The organism is Chryseobacterium scophthalmum (genome assembly GCF_900143185.1).
Taxonomy (GTDB): Bacteria; Bacteroidota; Bacteroidia; order Flavobacteriales; family Weeksellaceae; genus Chryseobacterium; species Chryseobacterium scophthalmum.
In genome coordinates this window covers 98,198-117,202 of the sequence record NZ_FSRQ01000003.1, presented here as the reverse complement: position 1 = coordinate 117,202, position 19,005 = coordinate 98,198, and the positions used below count along the sequence as shown (strand labels likewise).

General features: G+C 33.2%; 14 protein-coding genes. 6 read left to right on the top strand and 8 right to left on the bottom strand.

From position 1 onward, the window contains the following. Positions 1 to 8: 8 nt before the first annotated feature. The 5 genes from BUR17_RS15600 (at position 9) to BUR17_RS15580 (ending at position 8,447) form a co-directional block, all read left to right on the top strand. On the top strand, positions 9 to 1,214 hold the full coding sequence (locus tag BUR17_RS15600; RefSeq protein WP_074231474.1) for an AAA family ATPase: 1,206 nt from the start codon (positions 9 to 11) through the stop codon (positions 1,212 to 1,214). Continuing rightward, positions 1,201 to 4,308, top strand: coding sequence for a type I restriction endonuclease subunit R (locus BUR17_RS15595; protein ID WP_074231472.1), 3,108 nt, complete (start codon positions 1,201 to 1,203; stop codon positions 4,306 to 4,308). The genes BUR17_RS15600 and BUR17_RS15595 overlap by 14 nt, the downstream gene beginning before the upstream one ends. Positions 4,309 to 4,418: 110 nt before the next feature. Then, complete coding sequence (locus BUR17_RS15590; protein WP_074231470.1) at positions 4,419 to 5,111, top strand: hypothetical protein; 693 nt, start codon at positions 4,419 to 4,421, stop codon at positions 5,109 to 5,111. A 28-nt stretch (positions 5,112 to 5,139) separates the two neighbouring features. Next, positions 5,140 to 6,984, top strand: a complete 1,845-nt coding sequence (locus tag BUR17_RS15585; protein WP_074231468.1) for an AAA family ATPase — start codon at positions 5,140 to 5,142, stop codon at positions 6,982 to 6,984. A 2-nt stretch (positions 6,985 to 6,986) separates the two neighbouring features. Next, entirely contained in the window at positions 6,987 to 8,447 is a 1,461-nt protein-coding gene (locus BUR17_RS15580) for a 5-methylcytosine restriction system specificity protein McrC (protein WP_074231466.1), read from the top strand. Between the two features lie 715 nt (positions 8,448 to 9,162). On the opposite strand, the gene BUR17_RS15575 is transcribed toward BUR17_RS15580, so the two are convergent. The 7 genes from BUR17_RS15575 to BUR17_RS15545 all read right to left on the bottom strand — a co-directional run bounded on the left by BUR17_RS15575 (position 9,163) and on the right by BUR17_RS15545 (position 15,782). Then, the gene (locus BUR17_RS15575; protein ID WP_074231463.1) at positions 9,163 to 10,065 is read right to left on the bottom strand and encodes an LpxD N-terminal domain-containing protein; all 903 of its coding nucleotides are present in this window, start codon (positions 10,063 to 10,065) and stop codon (positions 9,163 to 9,165) included. Between the two features lie 267 nt (positions 10,066 to 10,332). Further along, positions 10,333 to 10,896: an elongation factor P gene (gene efp / locus BUR17_RS15570; RefSeq protein ID WP_066678330.1), complete on the bottom strand. Its 564-nt coding sequence runs from the start codon at positions 10,894 to 10,896 to the stop codon at positions 10,333 to 10,335. Between the two features lie 20 nt (positions 10,897 to 10,916). After that, a complete protein-coding gene (locus BUR17_RS15565) occupies positions 10,917 to 11,261 on the bottom strand; it encodes a hypothetical protein (protein ID WP_074231461.1) in 345 nt (114 codons plus the stop codon). Positions 11,262 to 11,277: 16 nt separating this feature from the next. Next, a complete protein-coding gene (gene lpxA / locus BUR17_RS15560) occupies positions 11,278 to 12,066 on the bottom strand; it encodes an acyl-ACP--UDP-N-acetylglucosamine O-acyltransferase (RefSeq protein WP_074231459.1) in 789 nt (262 codons plus the stop codon). Then, the gene (locus tag BUR17_RS15555) at positions 12,067 to 13,464 is read right to left on the bottom strand and encodes a bifunctional UDP-3-O-[3-hydroxymyristoyl] N-acetylglucosamine deacetylase/3-hydroxyacyl-ACP dehydratase (protein ID WP_074231457.1); all 1,398 of its coding nucleotides are present in this window, start codon (positions 13,462 to 13,464) and stop codon (positions 12,067 to 12,069) included. Continuing rightward, positions 13,457 to 14,488: a UDP-3-O-(3-hydroxymyristoyl)glucosamine N-acyltransferase gene (gene lpxD / locus BUR17_RS15550; RefSeq protein ID WP_074231455.1), complete on the bottom strand. Its 1,032-nt coding sequence runs from the start codon at positions 14,486 to 14,488 to the stop codon at positions 13,457 to 13,459. The genes BUR17_RS15555 and lpxD overlap by 8 nt, the downstream gene beginning before the upstream one ends. 88 nt (positions 14,489 to 14,576) lie before the next feature. Then, the gene (locus BUR17_RS15545) at positions 14,577 to 15,782 is read right to left on the bottom strand and encodes an HD domain-containing protein (protein ID WP_074231453.1); all 1,206 of its coding nucleotides are present in this window, start codon (positions 15,780 to 15,782) and stop codon (positions 14,577 to 14,579) included. A gap of 247 nt (positions 15,783 to 16,029) precedes the next feature. Here BUR17_RS15545 and porX point away from each other — a divergent pair, with 247 nt between their 5' ends. Continuing rightward, positions 16,030 to 17,574, top strand: coding sequence for a T9SS response regulator signal transducer PorX (gene porX / locus BUR17_RS15540; RefSeq protein ID WP_074231451.1), 1,545 nt, complete (start codon positions 16,030 to 16,032; stop codon positions 17,572 to 17,574). 96 nt (positions 17,575 to 17,670) lie between these two features. On the opposite strand, the gene BUR17_RS15535 is transcribed toward porX, so the two are convergent. Then, a complete protein-coding gene (locus tag BUR17_RS15535) occupies positions 17,671 to 18,918 on the bottom strand; it encodes a LamG-like jellyroll fold domain-containing protein (RefSeq protein WP_074231449.1) in 1,248 nt (415 codons plus the stop codon). Positions 18,919 to 19,005 lie beyond the last annotated feature (87 nt).

Genomic DNA, 19,005 nt, shown 5'->3' with positions numbered 1-19,005 from the left:
CATCTAACATGAGCCAAACACTTACTGAAATAGCACAAAAACTGATTGATACAAACAAAAAAGTACAACTAATCTATGCCTTTAATGGCATAGGTAAAACCCGATTATCAAGAGAAGTTAAAGAATTAATTGCTCCTAAAAGCCCAGAAACAGAAGAAGATACAGGTATCAAGATTATGTATTATAATGCTTTTACCGAAGATTTGTTTTATTGGGATAATGACTTGACTGGTGATGTAGATAGAAAACTTTTAGTTCGACCAAATGCTTACACAGATTTAGCACTTTCATTTTTAAAAGACGAGAATCAAGATGGTAACATTATTATCAATTTCCAACATTATGCAACATCGTCCATAACACCAATATTTAATGATGATTTCACTGAAATTACATTTAGTTACTTTAGTGGAGGTGATAATAGTGAGCCGAATATAAAAATTTCTAAAGGTGAAGAAAGCAATTTTATATGGTGTATTTTTTATAGTTTAATTGAGCAGATTACAAAATTATTAAATGATAAAGAGGAAGATCGTTCAACAGATAAATTTAATGAATTAGAATATATATTTATTGACGATCCTGTAAGTTCTTTAGATGATAATAATCTAATTGAATTAGCGGTTGCAATAGCAAAACTAGTTAAAACTAGTGAGTCAAATAAATTGAAATTTATTATAACGACTCACAATCCTCTCTTTTATAATGTAATATCAAATGAATTAAATAATAAACAAGCTAATAAAAATCCTGAAATAGTAACAAACAGTGGTGTTATGAAAAGATGGATTTATGAAGAGAATCAATCTATTAAATATAAATTAAAAAAACAAAATGATGGAAGATATAATCTAATTCAGTTAGATAGAAAAACACCATTTTCATATCATCTTCATTTACTTTTAGAACTTCAGAAAGCTAAGAATAATGATCAAATTGAAAAATATCATTTTAATTTTTTAAGAAATGTATTAGAAAAAACAGCGACATTTTTAGGATTTGATAAATGGGAAGAGCTGCTTCCCAAGATCGCGGATAATTCTCCTGATCCATTTGCAAATCGCATCTTAAATCTCTCCAGTCATTCAGCTCATGCAGGCGAAGAGTTAGCAGAAGTACAAGAAAATGACAAAATCAAATTTATTGAATTAATTGATTTTTTAGAAACAGAGTATAAATTTTCAAATCTAATTGCACCAAATGTCACAATATAACACCATAGCAGAATCAAACAATTTTATTGTTTTAAACGAGTATCAAAAGCATTCATCAGTAAATGAAGCACCTGTAGGTTATCAGACAGAGGCTGCATTAGAAAAGGAGTTTGTTCAGGATCTAATCAAGCAAGGTTACGAAAACCCTAAGCATATTACATCTATGCAGGCAATGCTAGCCAATATACGAGTACAACTGCAAGAGTTGAATAATATGGTTTTTACAGATGCAGAATGGGCACGTTTTGTAGTGGAGTATCTGGATAAACCTTCCGATGGTATTATTGATAAAGCAAAAAAACTGCATCATAATCACGTTTATGATTTCGTCTTTGATGATGGCCACATCCAGAATATTTATTTGGTAGATAAAAAGAATGTTACTAGAAATAAATTACAGGTCATATCTCAATTTGAACTCAAAGGAACCCATGCTAACCGTTATGATGTAACCGTTTTGGTTAATGGTTTGCCGATGGTTCAGGTGGAACTGAAAAAACGAGGTTTAGCCATAAGAGAAGCGTTTAATCAGGTTCACCGTTACAGTAAGGAGAGTTTTAACAGCGAGAGTTCGCTTTTCAAATATTTGCAGGTGTTTGTGATTTCAAACGGTACAGACAGCCGTTATTTTGCCAACACCGTAAAACGAAACAAGAATAGTTTCGATTTTACAATGAACTGGGCAAGAGCAGATAATACGCTAATCAAAGATCTTAAAGATTTTACAGCTACCTTTTTTCAAAAAAATACGATACTCAATGTTTTGCTTACGTATTCTGTTCTTGATATTAGTGATACGTTGCTCATTATGCGACCGTATCAGATTGCAGCTACAGAAAGAATATTATGGAAAATAGGAAGTTCTTTTGAGGCTAAAAAATGGTCGAATACAGAAGGTGGCGGTTATATTTGGCATACGACAGGTTCGGGAAAAACTCTCACCAGCTTTAAAGCAGCCCGATTGGCAACTGACTTAGATTTTATAGATAAAGTATTCTTTGTTGTCGACAGAAAAGATTTGGACTTTCAAACAATGAAAGAATATCAGCGATTCTCGCCGGACAGTGTAAACGGTTCTGACAGTACAGCAGGATTGAAACGGAATATTGACAAGGTTGACAGTAGGATTATTATAACCACAATACAGAAGCTTAACAATCTGATGAAAACTGAGAATGATCTAGGGATCTATCAGAAACAGGTGGTTTTTATTTTTGATGAAGCACACCGTTCTCAGTTTGGAGAAGCTCAAAAAAATCTAAAGAAAAAGTTTAAAAGGTTTTATCAGTTTGGCTTTACAGGAACTCCCATATTTCCACAAAATGCTTTAGGGTCAGAAACTACAGCAAGTGTTTTTGGACGTGAGCTGCATTCTTATGTAATTACCGATGCAATTAGAGATGAAAAAGTTTTAAAATTCAAGGTAGATTATAACGATGTTCGTCCTAAGTTTAAAAGTTTTGAAACAGAGCAAGACGAAAAAAAATTAAGTGCAGCAGAAAACAGAAAAGCACTTTTGCATCCGGGTCGTATTAAGGAAATTTCACAATATATTCTACAAAATTACAGATATAAAACACACAGAACGTTAGGCAGCAACACAGGGTTTAATGCTATGTTTGCTGTTAGCAGTGTAGATGCTGCTAAATTCTATTACGAAGAACTAAACAATTTGCAAAAAGACATTGAAAAGCCTTTGAAAATTGCCACGATATTTTCTTTTGCAGCTAATGAGGAACAGAGTGCTATTGGAGAAATTGTAGATGAAAGTTTTGAACCATCTGTAATGGACAGTAGTGCAAAAGAGTTTCTAACAAAAGCTATCAATAATTATAACAAGATGTTTAAAACTACCTTTGGTGTTGATAGCAAAGAGTTTCAGAATTACTACCGTGATCTTGCAAATAGAGTTAAGAAAAAAGAAATTGACCTCATTATTGTGGTAGGAATGTTTTTAACAGGTTTTGATGCACCAGAATTGAATACATTATTTGTAGACAAAAACTTGCGTTATCACGGTTTGATGCAGGCTTTCTCACGGACCAACCGTATTTATGACGCAACAAAAACCTTTGGGAATATAGTTACTTTCAGAGATTTGGAAACCGCCACCATAGATGCAATAACTTTATTCGGAGACAAAAACACCAAAAATGTTGTATTGGAGAAAAGTTACAAAGAATATTTGGAAGGCTTTACAGATTTAGTCAATGGAACTGCACGCAGAGGATTTATTGATATTGTAAAAGAGCTCAATGAAAAATTTCCAGATCCAGATGAAATTGTAAGAGAAAAGGACAAAAAAGAATTTTCAAAACTATTTGGAGAATATTTGCGTGTAGAAAATATTCTTCAGAATTACGATGAGTTTACGCATTTGAAAGCACTTCAAACTGTAGATTTAAATGATGAAGAAGCTGTGAAGGATTTTAAAGAAACCAATTTTGTAACAGACGAAGAATTTTCGGATTTGGAGAAAGTAAAATTAGTTCCAGACAGAACAATACAAAATTATAAATCAACTTATAACGACATTCGTGATTGGTTGCGCCGTGAAAAAACAGGAAAAGAAGCTGAAGAATCGACTGTAGATTGGGATGATGTGATTTTTGAAGTGGACTTGTTGAAATCTCAGGAGATTAATCTTGACTACATTCTTGAATTAATTTTTGAGCACAACAAAAAAAATAAAGACAAAGCTGTACTTATCGAAGAAATTCGTAGAGTTATCCGCGCCAGTATCGGGAACAGGTCTAAAGAAGGTTTGGTTGTTGATTTTATTAATAGTACAGAACTGGATTCTATCGAAAGTAAGCCTAATATTTTAGAAGCATTTTATAAATACGCACAAGAGAAACTGAATGTGGAAGCACAGGATTTAATTGTTGATGAACAACTAAATGAAGATGCTGCAAAGCGATATATCAATGCTTCTTTAAAACGTGAATACGCAAGTGAAAATGGGACAGAGCTCAATGCTATCTTGCCTAAAATGAGTCCTCTAAACCCTAAATATTTAACTAAAAAACAAAGTGTTTTTCAGAAAATTTCAGCATTTGTAGAGAAGTTTAAACATTTGGGAGATTTGATGTAAAAAAAATATAAATTCTGATTAAAATATTCTTGACTGATTGAGAAATTGAACAAGAATATTACGATAATAACTAAACTAATAACAGATTGATAACAAAAAACTGACTTAATATGAGAGATATTAGAGTTAAAGACTTAATTATTTTCAGAAACCTTTCTGAGAAAAGGCGAGGCACTTTCTACATCAATTTACAGAAGAAAAAAGTTGTTAAAGAGAAAGATGAGTCGACAGGTGGAGATTACTGGGTGCGTAGTATCAGTGCTTTGAATAATGCATTCCGAAATAATGATAATCAATTTGTTTCTGAAAAGATCTCTGATATCCTAGCTGATTACAGACCATCCATGGATAAAGGGACGCGTTTAAAGTATGACAGGAATATTCAGATTTTACATAACTACGAAGATTTTAATTTTAGGAGTATCACTCCTTCGGAAGATATTGAGATTAGAAGCAAGATTGGTAAAAAAGGAGTCATTGAATTACATAGACTTAATATTAAGGTAGAAACTCATAACATTTACACTTTTGAGGATAACAATCACCCAAGTATGGGATCTGTATTCTTTGCTGCTAAAATTAAAGGTTATAAGACCGTTGAACTCGGGATTTTTGCAGAAGCTATCTACAATTACTTACAGTTAAATCATTCAGATAAATATAACATCCAACCGAAATACATTAAAGTAATTGATGTGATGACACAGGAGATAGTCGATTATCAAATGATACTGGATGGAAAGCTACCAGCGCTCCTGACCCCATCGATAGAAGAGATGCGAGATTTTCAAATACAAGAATAAGAAACTATAATCTGAAAAACTTTTAACAATGAGAACATTACAAAACATTGCTAATGAAATAGTAATTTGGGAAGGTTGGAGAGATAATTACAGAGACTTCGTTCCGTTATTCATCGAAGAAGCAAAAACGGGAAACGATTGGAAAAATTGGAATGCTGATATTTTTTGGGAATATTTTGAAAAATCAAATGACCAATGTGTTTCTTCGGTAAAGCGTAGCTATTTTACAGGTGAAGAAAAAAAAAGAATTAAAGAAAATTGGCATGAAGTATCACCAATATTGCAAAAAATAGCTTTATCTCAAGATGTACCATTGTATGACAGTTATTATGAATTGAAAGACGTTATTAAAAAATATACAAATCAAAATAGAAAGGTCGCCACTAATCGCCTTATTGCTGGTCTACAACCGAATCTTTCATGCACTATCGTAAATGAAGATAATTTAAGAGTTTTTATAAAAAAATTAAATGAAAATGTTGTTGACTGTAATATTCCGATTACTGGTGATTGGTTTAGAAATAGTAATGCCGTATGGCATTTTTTTTCAGAGAATTTGAAGAGCAGTTCTTTGTACGAAAATATAACTTTGCCGTGGCAGATGTATGAATATTTTATAAATGATGAAAATAATGACATGAGTGAAATACCAGAAAAAAGAGAATCTATTGTAACGCTTTTACAATACAAAAATCAAATTATCTTACAAGGTCCTCCAGGAACAGGAAAAACTAGAGAAGCAAAATTGATTGCGGAAAGTATGTTAGAATTAAATGAAGATGAAATACAAAAGAGTGAACGATTTAAAATTATTCAGTTTCACCCAAGTTATACTTATGAAGATTTTGTCAGGGGAATTGTTGCAAAGCAAAATGAAGATGGTGAAGGTATTATGTATGAAGCAGAAAATAAAACCTTAGGTAAATTTGCCGAAAATGCATGGAGGAATTTTATAGCTTCACAACAATCGGAGAAAAATGTTGACAATGTAGAGTATATTTTTGACCAATTTCGTCTTCATATTATTTCAAAACTTGCTGAAGATGAAAAATTCGAGCTGACAAATAATATTTACATTTCTGAGATTGATGATAGAAGGTTTAAATACAAAGGTGATAACTGGAAAAGACATCCTAAAGGTCTAAATATTCGTTATTCTGAATTTAAAAAAGTTATCGAAATTAGTCCATCTAATAGACAAGAAATCGTAATGAATACGTCATTGAAATCTTTAACACGTAGCCACGCTACATATTTCTTTGAATTATTTACTAAGTTTAAAGAATTTTGTGAAAATAATAAAGAATTTCTAAATAACGAAGAAACTCATAAAAAATATATTTTAGTAATTGATGAAATCAACCGAGCTAATCTTTCATCAGTTTTAGGGGAACTTATTTACGCTCTCGAATACCGTGGTGAAGAAGTTGAAAGTATGTACGAAGTTGATGGATCTCAGAAATTGATACTTCCGCCCAACCTTTATATTATTGGAACCATGAATACTGCCGACAGAAGTGTGGGACATATTGATTATGCAATCAGAAGAAGGTTTGCGTTTGTGGATGTTATGCCAAAAGATTTAACAAATGAAATGAAAGAAGGTGAGTTTTATACTACTTTATTTGAAGATGTAAAGTCACTTTTCACAACAGATGATTACAAAACAAAGTCTGATTATATCTCACAAGAATTTGAACCGAAAGATGTCGCTTTAGGGCATTCTTATTTCATTGATAAAACTAATCAAGGTGGTGATCAAAAAGTACGTTGGGAATATGAGATAAAACCAATTCTTTTAGAATATATAAGAGACGGAGTTTTAAAACAAAACGCTTTGCAAAAAATTAAGGAAATAGAAGAAAGCTTTTAAAGATGGGAATTTTCTTAAGAGAACATATCTCAAAAAAACTTATCATCACAAAAGATGCCGATCTTTATTGTAAAGAAAAAGGTAGTCACATCCTCCACGTTTTAGAAGAAAAGCTTGAGATAATACCCCGCATGTTTAAAACCGAGCGCGGTAAACCATATTACTGCTTTTCTTGGAGCGCATCAGAAAATGAAATAACCTTAAATTCTGACTATTTTGTAGGCTTGGATTGGCTTACACAAGATAGATTTATTCACGTTGAACCGAAGCTTAATTTTGCAGTTTTAACCAGCTTCGAAAAAGTAATCTCACAGAAAGAAGTGGGAATTTCAGAGAATAAAATAAAAGAATTAGATGAGTTAGCGGAGAAAGAAGTAACGACAGCTTCCGTAATTATTGATGGTAAAAATGACTTAGTAAAAGAAGTCAATGTCATTGCGATGTTGATGGAAGTTATGACATACAGTGAAGTGGCAAAAGAAACAGATTCTTTATTACTGATAGATTGGGAAGCTCCTGAAATTGAAATCGAACAAAAACAAGATTTGCTAACGCCATTTTTGGTGGTTAAGTTTTTAAAACTTCTTCAAGATATTGCACGAAAGGGCCTTAAAAAATCATATTATAAAATTCAGGAAAATCTTAAGAACAGAGTAAAGGGTAAAATTTTAGTTGGGCAACAAATCAAACAGAATGTTTTTAAGAACCGTTTTACCAATACAGTTTGTGACTATCAGGTTTTTGGAGAAGACTCTCTCGAAAACCGCTTTTTGAAAAAAGTGCTTTTATTCTGTACACAATATGTTGAAAATAATAAGTATTATTTCAAAAAGGAAAATGATATTTCGGGGATTGTTAACTTCATTCGGCCGGCTTTTGAACATGTGAGTTTAGAGGTAGATATGCAAGATATTAAACATTTAAAATACAATCCATTTTTCAAAGAATATAAAGATGCAATCAAAATCGGACAGCAGATTTTGAAAAGATTTTCATACAATATCACTAAAACAACAGCTGAAAAAATATCTACGCCACCATTTTGGATAGATATGCCAAAGATGTTTGAATTGTATGTTTATGCAAAGTTATTAGCAGATAATCGAGAGCTCAACCATACAAATTTTAATTATCAGTTTGCTACGTATGGTAATTCTCTTGATTTTTTGATTTCTACAAAAGATTATAAAATTGTGGTTGATACAAAATATAAACTCAAATACAATTACAGTCAGATCCATGAAGACATTAGACAAGTCGCTGGATACGCAAGATTAAATAAAGTTAGAGAAAAATTAAAATACTCTGACAATGAAGAAATTCCATGTTTGATTATTTATCCAAAGCCACTTCAGAATAATGAATATGATGAAGATAGCTTAAAAATTGAAAATTTAATGACAGCAGAAATTTGTGTTTATCATAAAGTTTTTAAATTAGGAGTATCGGTGCCAATATTGTAATTAGTAGTATCTGTGAAAGATTAAACCTAATCATCATTCAGGTTTTGAAAGGCTTTAACATCGCACTAAAAATAGACTTCAAAATATTGTCCCATTTATCTTCTATAATACCAATTAGTTAATTGTAATAATTTGGTAAGATACTTGTCCACGGTAATATTGGATTTAGTAGATTTTACAAGAATAAATATATTTATTTAACATTTTAATAAAAATTTTAGGTATAGATATGATAATTTTAACCCTATACTCGTCTTAAAAATAGATGAAAATTGAGGTGTATAGGCGAAATGTATAAATTATTATCGTTAAAGTCGGGAATTTTTAATTATTTAATATACAGTTACTTATGATATTAAAAGTGTACAGAAGTAGTACAAATGCAATTTTTATTACATCTCTAAAATAGATAAAATCCTTTATTCATGGGTGTTTGCGATGATGAGATTCTTGCGGAAAAGTAGAAAAAAAAGATGTTCCAGCATCTTAGTCATGTACCACTTTTGTACACCTTACATTGTGTAAACCACCATCAATAGAGACATCTTTAGATACTGTATCGGGAAATAATCATCATTTTTGAAGGTTAATAATACAAACCTACATTAATAAAGAAAATAAATATCTGTTCTTTATAAAAAAAGAGTTCTATTTTAAAATAGGACTCTTCTATAAACAAAAGTAATTATTCGTCAAAAATATTTTTGAAATTTTTTTATTCCAGATTTCTCAATTTCACTTCTTTTTTAAGATAGGTTTTAAAATCTTCGGCAAACATTCCGATGTAGGTTCCTTTTTTAAGGTCTCTGTTGACTCCCGTTTTGCCTAAAATTACAGAACCGCTTTCGATCGTATTTCCGGAGGCAATACCAACTTGTCCCCAAAGAGTTACCTCATCACCAATAATACAACATCCAGCAACACCGACTTGAGAAGCAATCAGACATTTTTTACCGATTACGGTATCGTGCCCTATCTGGATCTGGTTATCTAAAACAGAACCTTCACCAATAATCGTAGAGTCTGTAACTCCCCTATCGATGGTACAACCGTTTCCGATCTCTACATTGTTTTCGATAATTACATTTCCTACAGAGATCAAGCGGTCGAAATTTCCGTTGAGTTTTCTGTAATAAAATGCATCGCCCCCTAAAACGGTATTAGATTGAATGACAACATTATCACCAATAACCGTTCTATCGCCAATAACAACGTTTGGAAAAATTAAAGTGTTTTTTCCGATGGTAATATTATTTCCAAGAACTGCTGAAGGGTGAATTTTTGTTCCCTCCCCTATTTCTACATCATGAAGGGTTTCGGTGAAGTTATAAATTCTTATGAAATGGGTATTTATTTTGTTGAAGTCTCTGAAAGGATCGTCTGAAACCAAAAGCGCTTTACCTTCCGGACATTCTACTTCCTTATCGATCAAGATAATCGTTGCCGCAGAATTTAAAGCTTTATCGTAGTATTTTGGGTGGTTTACGAAAACAATTTCGCCAGATCTTACTCTGTGAATTTCGTTGGTTCCCAATACTTCAAGATCCTCAGAGCCTATGAATTTTGCTCCGATAAGATCTGCAATTGTTTTGAGTTTTTGTGGCTGATGAAACGTCATATTTTTAAATGATGTTTTAGTTTAAATCAACCTTGTCAAGGTTTTGAACCTTGACAAGGTTTCTTGATGTTTTGAATTAATTTCGTCAAAATCTGATATTCTGACAAAATTTATTTTTCTGTCTACATTGCAGCCCGACCTGAGTGGAGCTCTTTTTGCCGGAGCGAAGCGGAGGCAAAAAAGCGGGAACGGAGGGCGGAAAAAGCTGCCATAAAAAAATGAAAGCTGAAAGTTATTATCTTCCAGCTTCATGATATTGTAAGATTCTTACTTTACTCTTTCCAAGTAAGAACCGTCTTCTGTGCTCACTTTGATTTTGTCACCCGGCTCGATGAACAAAGGAACCATTACTCTTGCTCCTGTCTCAACGATTGCGTTTTTCAAGGCATTGGTAGCAGTATTTCCTTTCACACCCGGATCAGCTTCGATAACTTCTAAATAAACTGACTGTGGCAATTCAGCAGAAAGCGGAGTTTCGTCTGCTTCTTTTAAAATGATGGTAACTTCTTCACCTGCTTTCATCAGGTTTGAGTTTTCGATCATTTCTTTGTTTAAATATAACTGAGAAAAATCTTCGTTATTCATAAAGTGGAAACCATTCTCGTCATCATAAAGATACTGGAATTTTCTCGTGATTACTTTTACTTCGTCAATTTTGTGACCTGCAGAAAAAGTGTTATCAAGAACTTTTCCGTTCGTTACAGATTTCATTTTTGTTCTTACGAAAGCAGGACCTTTCCCTGGTTTTACGTGAAGAAACTCAATAATTTTGAAAATATCATTGCTGAATTCGATGCAAAGACCTTTTCTGATATCGTTACTTGTTGCCATTAATTTTTATATTATTTTCTTTATTTTGATTTGTAGACCTGAAGACTCAAAACTTTTCTTCCTAGCATATCCATTGCATCAACTCTCGGTTTATAAAATGTTCCTGCATCCGTAGAAGTTACAGAACGATTATTAATAACCGTATTGAAATTGATCGTGTTGATTAAAAGCTGGTCTAAATTTTTATTCACTTCTGATGAACTCTTTAGATCTGAATTTAAACTTGAAAAAGATTTTTTTGAATGGGTTAGAATAGAATTTACATTTTTTACCGCCAAAGAATCATTATCTGAAGATAAATTTCTTTTTTGCTGAGCAAAAACAAATGTTGATAAAACTGTAAAAACCAAAACTAAAGTCTTCATTATTTCAAACTTAAAATTATTCTTTGCTTGTTCCGTATCCTTTTACAATACCTCCCGGAGAGTTTTTGATGAATTCTAAAATCTCATCTCTTTCAGCCGTTGGAAGCATTTCTTTTTCGATGTAAACCAATGCCTGTGTAACATTCATTTTCATCTGAAAGATATATCTGTAAATTTTCTGAATTTCGAAAATCTTATCGTTGGTAAATCCTCTTCTTCTTAAACCTACAGAATTAATTCCGGCATAAGAAATTGGCTCTCTTGCAACTTTAATGTAAGGCGGAATATCTTTTCTGATTAATGATCCTCCGGAAACCATAGTATGTTTCCCAATCTTACCGAATTGCTGAACCGCAGAAAGACCACCCATTACCGTAAAATCACCTATTTCTACGTGACCTGCAATACCACAACCGTTTGCAATAATTACATTGTTCCCGATGATGCAATCGTGGGCTACGTGAGAAGTCGCCATAATCAGACAGTTATCTCCTACTTTGGTGTATCCTAAAGCTTTTGTTCCTTTATTTACTGTCACACATTCTCTCAAAGTAGTGTTATCTCCGATGATGGTCTGTGTGTCTTCTCCGTCAAACTTTAAATCCTGCGGAATTGCAGAAATTACCGTTCCTGGGAAAATTTTACAGTTTTTTCCGATTCTCGCACCATCCATGATGGTTACATTAGATCCTATCCATGTACCTTCACCAATCTCCACATCTGCAGCAATTGTTGTGAAAGGTTCTACTACTACATTTCTGCCAATTTTTGCACGTTTATCTACGGCCGCTAATTGATGAATCATTTAGTCAATTTTATTTTTTGCAACTTGAGCCATCAATTCTGCTTCTACTGCTACAGTATCACCAACATATCCGTAACCCTGCATGTGAACAATACCTCTTCTGATAGGCTCTATTAATTCAATTTTGAAAATCATTGTATCACCTGGTACAACTTTTCTCTTAAATTTCACTTTATCAATTTTAATGAAATAAGTTGAATAATTTTCAGGATCCGGTACGCTTGCCAAAACCAAAATACCTCCGGTTTGTGCTAAAGCTTCTACTTGTAAAACTCCAGGCATTACAGGTTCTTTAGGAAAATGTCCAACGAAGAAAGGCTCATTCATTGTTACATTTTTCAAACCAACCACATGAGAATCAGAAAGTTCAAGAATCTTATCAATCAATAAGAAAGGAGGTCTGTGAGGCATCAACTTCATAATTCCGTTGATGTCGAAAACAGGCTCTTTTGTTAAATCAAACTCAGGAACGTTTTTCTTTTTCTGTAACTTCCACTGACGGTTTAACTTTTTAGCAAACTGAGTATTTACAAAATGTCCAGGTTTATTGGCAATAACTTTTCCTTTAATTTTAACACCTGTTAAAGCTAAATCACCAATTACATCTAATAATTTGTGTCTTGCCGCTTCGTTTGGATAGTTTAAAGTTAAATTATCTAAAATACCATTGGGTCTAATCGATACGTGATCTTTACCAAAAGCTTTCTTTAGTTTTTCTGTAGTTTCTACAGTAAGATCTTTGTCAACGTAAACAATAGCGTTAGAAATATCTCCGCCTTTGATTAAACCGTGATCAAGAAGCATTTCTAATTCATGCAAAAAGCTGAATGTTCTTGCAGAAGAAATTTCTTCTTTAAATTCTGAAATATTTTTAAGAGTAGCATTCTGAGTTCCTAAAACTTTAGTCCCAAAATCTACCATAGTAGTCACTTCGTAATGATCTGAAGGGATAATTGTAATTTCCGAACCTGTTGCCGGGTCGCTGTAGCTCAATACCTCTTTTACAACAAGATATTCTCTTGCAACTGCCTGTTCTACAATACCTACACTTTCGATTGCTTCAACAAAAAACTTCGAAGAACCATCTAAAATTGGAGGTTCTGAAGCATCCATTTCCATAACAGCATTGTCGATATCACAACCAACCAAAGCAGCTAAAAGATGTTCGCAAGTATTGATTTTAACGCCAAGTTTTTCCAAAGTAGTTCCTCTTTCTGTAGCCACAACGTAATTTACGTCTGCTTCTACATGAGGTCTTCCTTCAAGATCTGTTCGTACGAAAACAAAACCTGTATTTTCTTTTGCAGGTTTAATGGTTAATTTTACTTCTTTACCAGTATGAAGACCTATTCCAGAAAGAGTAACCTCTTCCTGAAGGGTTTTTTGCATATCACTCATTAGTATGATCTTTTGAGTTATTCTCAAGATTATTTATTCTTTTCGCCAATTCAGGAAGGTTCCTGAAATGCACGTAGCTTCTAAGATAGTCATTATAGCTGATCGCAGGAGAACCATAAACGGTATCTTTATCATTAACGCTGGAGTTCACTCCACTTTGCGCCTGAATTTTTACCTGGTTTCCTATTTTTATATGACCTACAATTCCAACCTGACCGCCAATCTGGTTCCAATCTCCAATCGTAGTAGAACCTGCAATTCCCGCTTGCGCAGCAATTACATTGTTTGCACCGATTTTTACATTGTGTGCAATCTGAATCAAGTTATCGATTTTTGTGCCTTTCCCAATGGTCGTAGAACCAATTGTAGCTCTGTCGATACTACAGTTAGAACCAATTTCCACATTATCTTCGATAATAACGTTTCCTAACTGAGGAATTTTTTGGAAACCTTCCGGAGTAGGCTGAAAACCAAATCCGTCACCACCAATTACGGTATTAGAATGTATCACACAGTTATCACCAATAATGCAGTAATCATAGATTCTTGCACCACTGTCTATTTTACAGTTTTTACCAATCTTCACTCCTTTACCAATGTAGACTTGAGGAAAAATCTGTGTACCTTCACCAATTTTAGCCTTTTCTGAAACATAGGTAAACGTACCAATATAAACTCTATCTCCTATAACGGCAGTATCGTGAATGGAAGAACCATCTTCAACACCTTCTTTTCTGCCCTGCATTTCCTGATACAGATTCATTAAAATCTGAAAAGAAAGATAAGCATCTTTTACAGCTATAATGGTAGGATTATATTGATCTTTATTGATAAGGGTCTCGGTAACAATAAGTACCGAACATTGCGAAGTCTCTAAGTGATGCGCAAAACGATCTTGCGCAACAAAAGAAAGATGGCCGGATTCTCCGCTCTCAATAGGGGAAACTCCGGTAATAAGTGCGTTTTCGTCACCTATAATTTTTCCGTCAATAAAACTTGCAATTTGCGAAGCTGTAAATTCCATATTCTGCAAAGATAAGAAATTCTCTTATTCGCAAACATTTTTTAGTTTATGGAATATCGATTTTAATAATATTTAAGAAAATTAAGCATCACATTCTTGGAAATGCAAGGATGTATCTTTTCGTCTTATGTACGATGAGACCAGACAAAAGCTGATCTTCCGACTCATCTAATTTCAAAACCTTTCCGCTTTTCTGAAGAAGATAAATAGGTTGTTTTTCTGTATCATAAGGAAGTAAACTTCTTGTAATTTGGTGAACTAATTCACCCCCGTTATCAATTCCAAAAAATTCGTTTGTGTTATTTATTTTTTCTTCAATAAATTTCTCATCAAAAGGATGCGAAGAGATAATTGTTTTTGGAAAATTACGCTGAATCACACATTTACACCAATAAGCCAAAACAAAATCTTCTGATTTTTGCCATAGTTTCATCGCCTGAACAATATCATTATCGTCAAGTTGTGTAAAACGCTCTACATCTTCATCGGTTGCAGCACTTTTTCCTCTGTTTAAAAAATATTTCAAATTTTCAGTTGCGGGTAAGTCGATTCCTTCCGAAACCAGATATTTTGCTCTTTCGAGGATTTTCACCAAAATAAATTCTGCCAATGCGGAAGTTTTATGGTAATAAACCTGCCAATACATAAACATTCTTGCCGTCAAAAAATTTTCGATAGAATAAACACCTTTTGCATCAATCACTAATTCTTCTTCGCAAACATTCATCATTGAAATAATCCTTTGTGTATTGATATTTCCTTCTGAAACTCCCGTGAAAAAGCTGTCCCTGTTTAAATAATCTAAACGATCAACATCTAATTGCGAGCTGATCAACTGATTAAAGAATTTTCTATGGTATTTTCCCTGAAACATTTCTATCGCCGTCGATAACTGTCCGTCAAATTCAACATTCAGCCTGTTCATTAATAATAATGAAAGATTTTCGTGATGCCAATCATCCATCAACATACTTTCCAGAGCATGAGAAAACGGACCGTGACCAATATCGTGCATCAGAATTGCCAACATCGCCCCTTTCTCCTCTTCAACAGAAATGGCAACTCCTTTTTGCTTTAAAGTTTCCAAAGCGGTAAACATTAAATGCATCGCGCCAATTGCATGATGAAATCTTGTATGTGTTGCTCCCGGAAAAATTAAATTTAAAAGCCCGGTCTGCGAAATTCTTCTTAATCTTTGAAAATAAGGATGTTCGATAACATCAAATAAGATTTCGTGAGGAATTTTGATGAAACCGTGTACCGGATCGTTGATGATTTTAAGCTTGTTCTGCATGGAAATATTCTGAGACTATTGCAAAATTAAGTTTTTAAAGTCAATTCAAAGAAAACAGCCGATTATTATTTTAGAATATAAACATTAAAATTTGTTTACAAATCGCAGTATTTATCTTATCTTCATGCAATAATTTGAGATAAAAATCTTTAACTAAGATTTAACTTTTAGCCCCCTTATTTTGTGAGGTTTTATAAAGTTTTGGTCGCAGTTTTGATACTATATTCCGCATAAAAAATAAACTTATATGTCAAACAAAATATTATGGATTGATGATGAAATAGATTTACTAAAACCCCATATCGTTTTTCTTGAAAAGAAAGGTTACGTTGTAACTCCGGTGAACAACGTGAATGAGGCTTTAGAACTTATTGATTCTGAAAAATTTGATTTAACGTTAATCGACGAAAATATGCCGGGAATTTCCGGTCTGGAAGCAATTCCGATGATTAAAGAAAAAGACAATGCTTTGAAAATCGTGATGGTAACCAAAAGCGAAGAAGAGCACATCATGGAAGAAGCGATCGGTTCGCAGATTGCAGATTATATTTTAAAGCCTGTAAACCCAAACCAGATTTTACTTTCATTAAAAAAGAATCTTCAGGAAGAAAATTTGGTAGAGCAGAAAACAATTCTTCAATATCAGCAGGAATTCAGAAACCTTTCGATGGAACTTTCTTATCTGAGAACGTACCAGGATTGGGCAGAATACTATAAAAAAATCGTGAATTGGGAGCTTAAATTTGATAAAGTAACCGATAACGAGTTTGCAGATCTTCTACAGTCACAGAAAGAGGAAGCGAATATTCAGTTTGCAAAATTTATCGAAAACAATTACGAAGACTGGCTGAACGGTTTAGATAAACCAATGATGAGCCATACTCTATTTAAAGATAAAGTAAAACCGGAAGTTGAAAAAGAAAAGGTTCTTCTTTTGATGGTCGATAATTTGAGATATGACCAATGGAAAGTAATAGAGCCTCTTTTCACCAAATACTACAATAAAGTTTCTGAAGATTATTATTACAGTATTCTTCCGACTGCCACACAATATGCAAGAAATTCTTTTTTCGCAGGACTTTTGCCTTCAGAAATTGAAAAACGTTTCCCTGAAAAATGGTTTAACGACAATGAAGAAGGAAACAAGAATGAGTTTGAACGCGATTTCTTAGAAGATCAGATGAAAAGAGTTGGTTTAAGTTCTAAATCAATGAAATATCTAAAAGTTTTGAATGCCGATTTTGAAAGAAAAATCTATGAGGATTTTAATCAGCACAAAAACAATGATCTTTTGGTGATTGTTTACAACTTTATCGATATTCTATCACACGCAAAAACCGACAATCATATTGTTGATCAGCTAATCAGAGATGATAAAACTTTCAGATCTTTAACATCAAACTGGTTTGAGAACTCATCTTTAATAAAAATTATAAAGCTTGCTGCAGAAAGCGGGTTTAAATTGGTTATTACAACCGATCACGGAACGGTTTACGTTAAAAAACCAAGCAGAGTTGTTGGAGACAGAGAAACCTCAACCAACATCCGTTATAAAACAGGAAAAAGCTTAACCTATGATGATAAAGATGTTTGGGCAGTGAGCAATCCTGAAAAACTGTTTTTACCGAAAGGAAATCTGAGCTCAAAATATATTTTTGCAAAAAACAATACATTTTTAGCCTATCCTAAAAACTACAATCACTTTGTAAACTATTATAAGGAAACTTATCAACACGGTGGAATTTCTTTAGAAGAATGCATTATCCCGATCAGTATTCTGGAACCGAAATAATTTTTAAGCAAAATAAAATAACAAAAGCCTCTTCAGATATTTGAAGAGGCTTAATCATTAATATGGATTAGGTAATAATGATTTATGAAAAAAAAACTACTTTTTGATTATTTTGTAAACTTGGCTTTGTTGTTTTGAAGTTACTTTTACCAAATAAACACCGTTAGTCAACTGAGATATGTTGAGTTCTGTATTTGCAGAATTGGGTTGAAAATTCATTAATCTCTGACCTGCAACGTTTGTGATTTCTACTTTTTCGATTTCATTTTTAGCAGTGATTTTCAGAATTCCGCTTGTAGGATTGGGTGATAAAGTCAATTCAGGAATTGCACCAACATCATGTACTCCTAAAGTTACTGACTGACAAGAAGAGGTTTGTGAACAACCTGAAAGCGTAACAATAACTGCATAATTTCCGGCAATTGTAGGTGTAAAAGACTGTGTAGTCACTCCAACAGGAGCATTTCCGTTATTACAATTGATCCACTGATAAGTTGCTCCTGCTTGTGCAGCAGTTAATGTAGCTCCCGAAACCGTAACTGCAGTATTAATGTTTACCGTTGTAAGAGCTGAAGCTCCTGCAGTAAAGTTTGAAGCTGTTCCGTTTAAAGCAAAACTGTTTAAAGTACCTGTATAAGTACCTGCAGAACTGGTGATAGAAGTTACAGTACTATTATTTGAATTTACGGTTCCTTCATTTATTTTAAAATAGGCTTTTAAATTGGTGGGAGCAGTACAAAATTCAGCATTTTTGTTGGCCTGAATTTCTGCTAGTGTAAGAGCTTTATCCCAAACACGAACCTCATCTATACTTCCATTGAAAAACCCTCCAAAACTTGGATTAATTCTTCTCCCGATAATCATATTGGTAAGTGCCACTGTATTTGTAAGTGTACTGATATCGCCTTGTACATCTAAATTTCCGTCTACATACAATTTATATCTGTTACCTAAAATAGCATTATCATAAGTAACGGCAATATGATGCCAGTTTCCGTCATTGAGTGTAATATTTCCGTTGATACCGCCACCTTTATTTTCTATTCTCAATTTGTAGCTTCCGCTTACATTATTAATCCTTACGGTAAATCTTCCTCCGTTTACGTTATCTGATCCCCAAGTCGTCACCAGGTTTTCACCAGAAGTCGTTGTTGGCAATTTTATCCACGCTTCTACAGTACGGGCTGTATTACCTAAAATACCTGGAAAATTCGTTTGAATGTAATCATTAGTTCCATCAAAATTAATTGCATTTTGTTGAGCATTCAGTCCTGAAACCGATCCTAATAAAACAGTAAATAATGTTGCAAATTTTAATTTTTTCTTAAGTAGATTTTTATGCATACTGAAATAATTTTGTTTCGCCTAAATTACATTTCGAGCCAAAAACTCAAGAGCAATCTCGTTGCAAAAACTATCAATCTCGTTGCA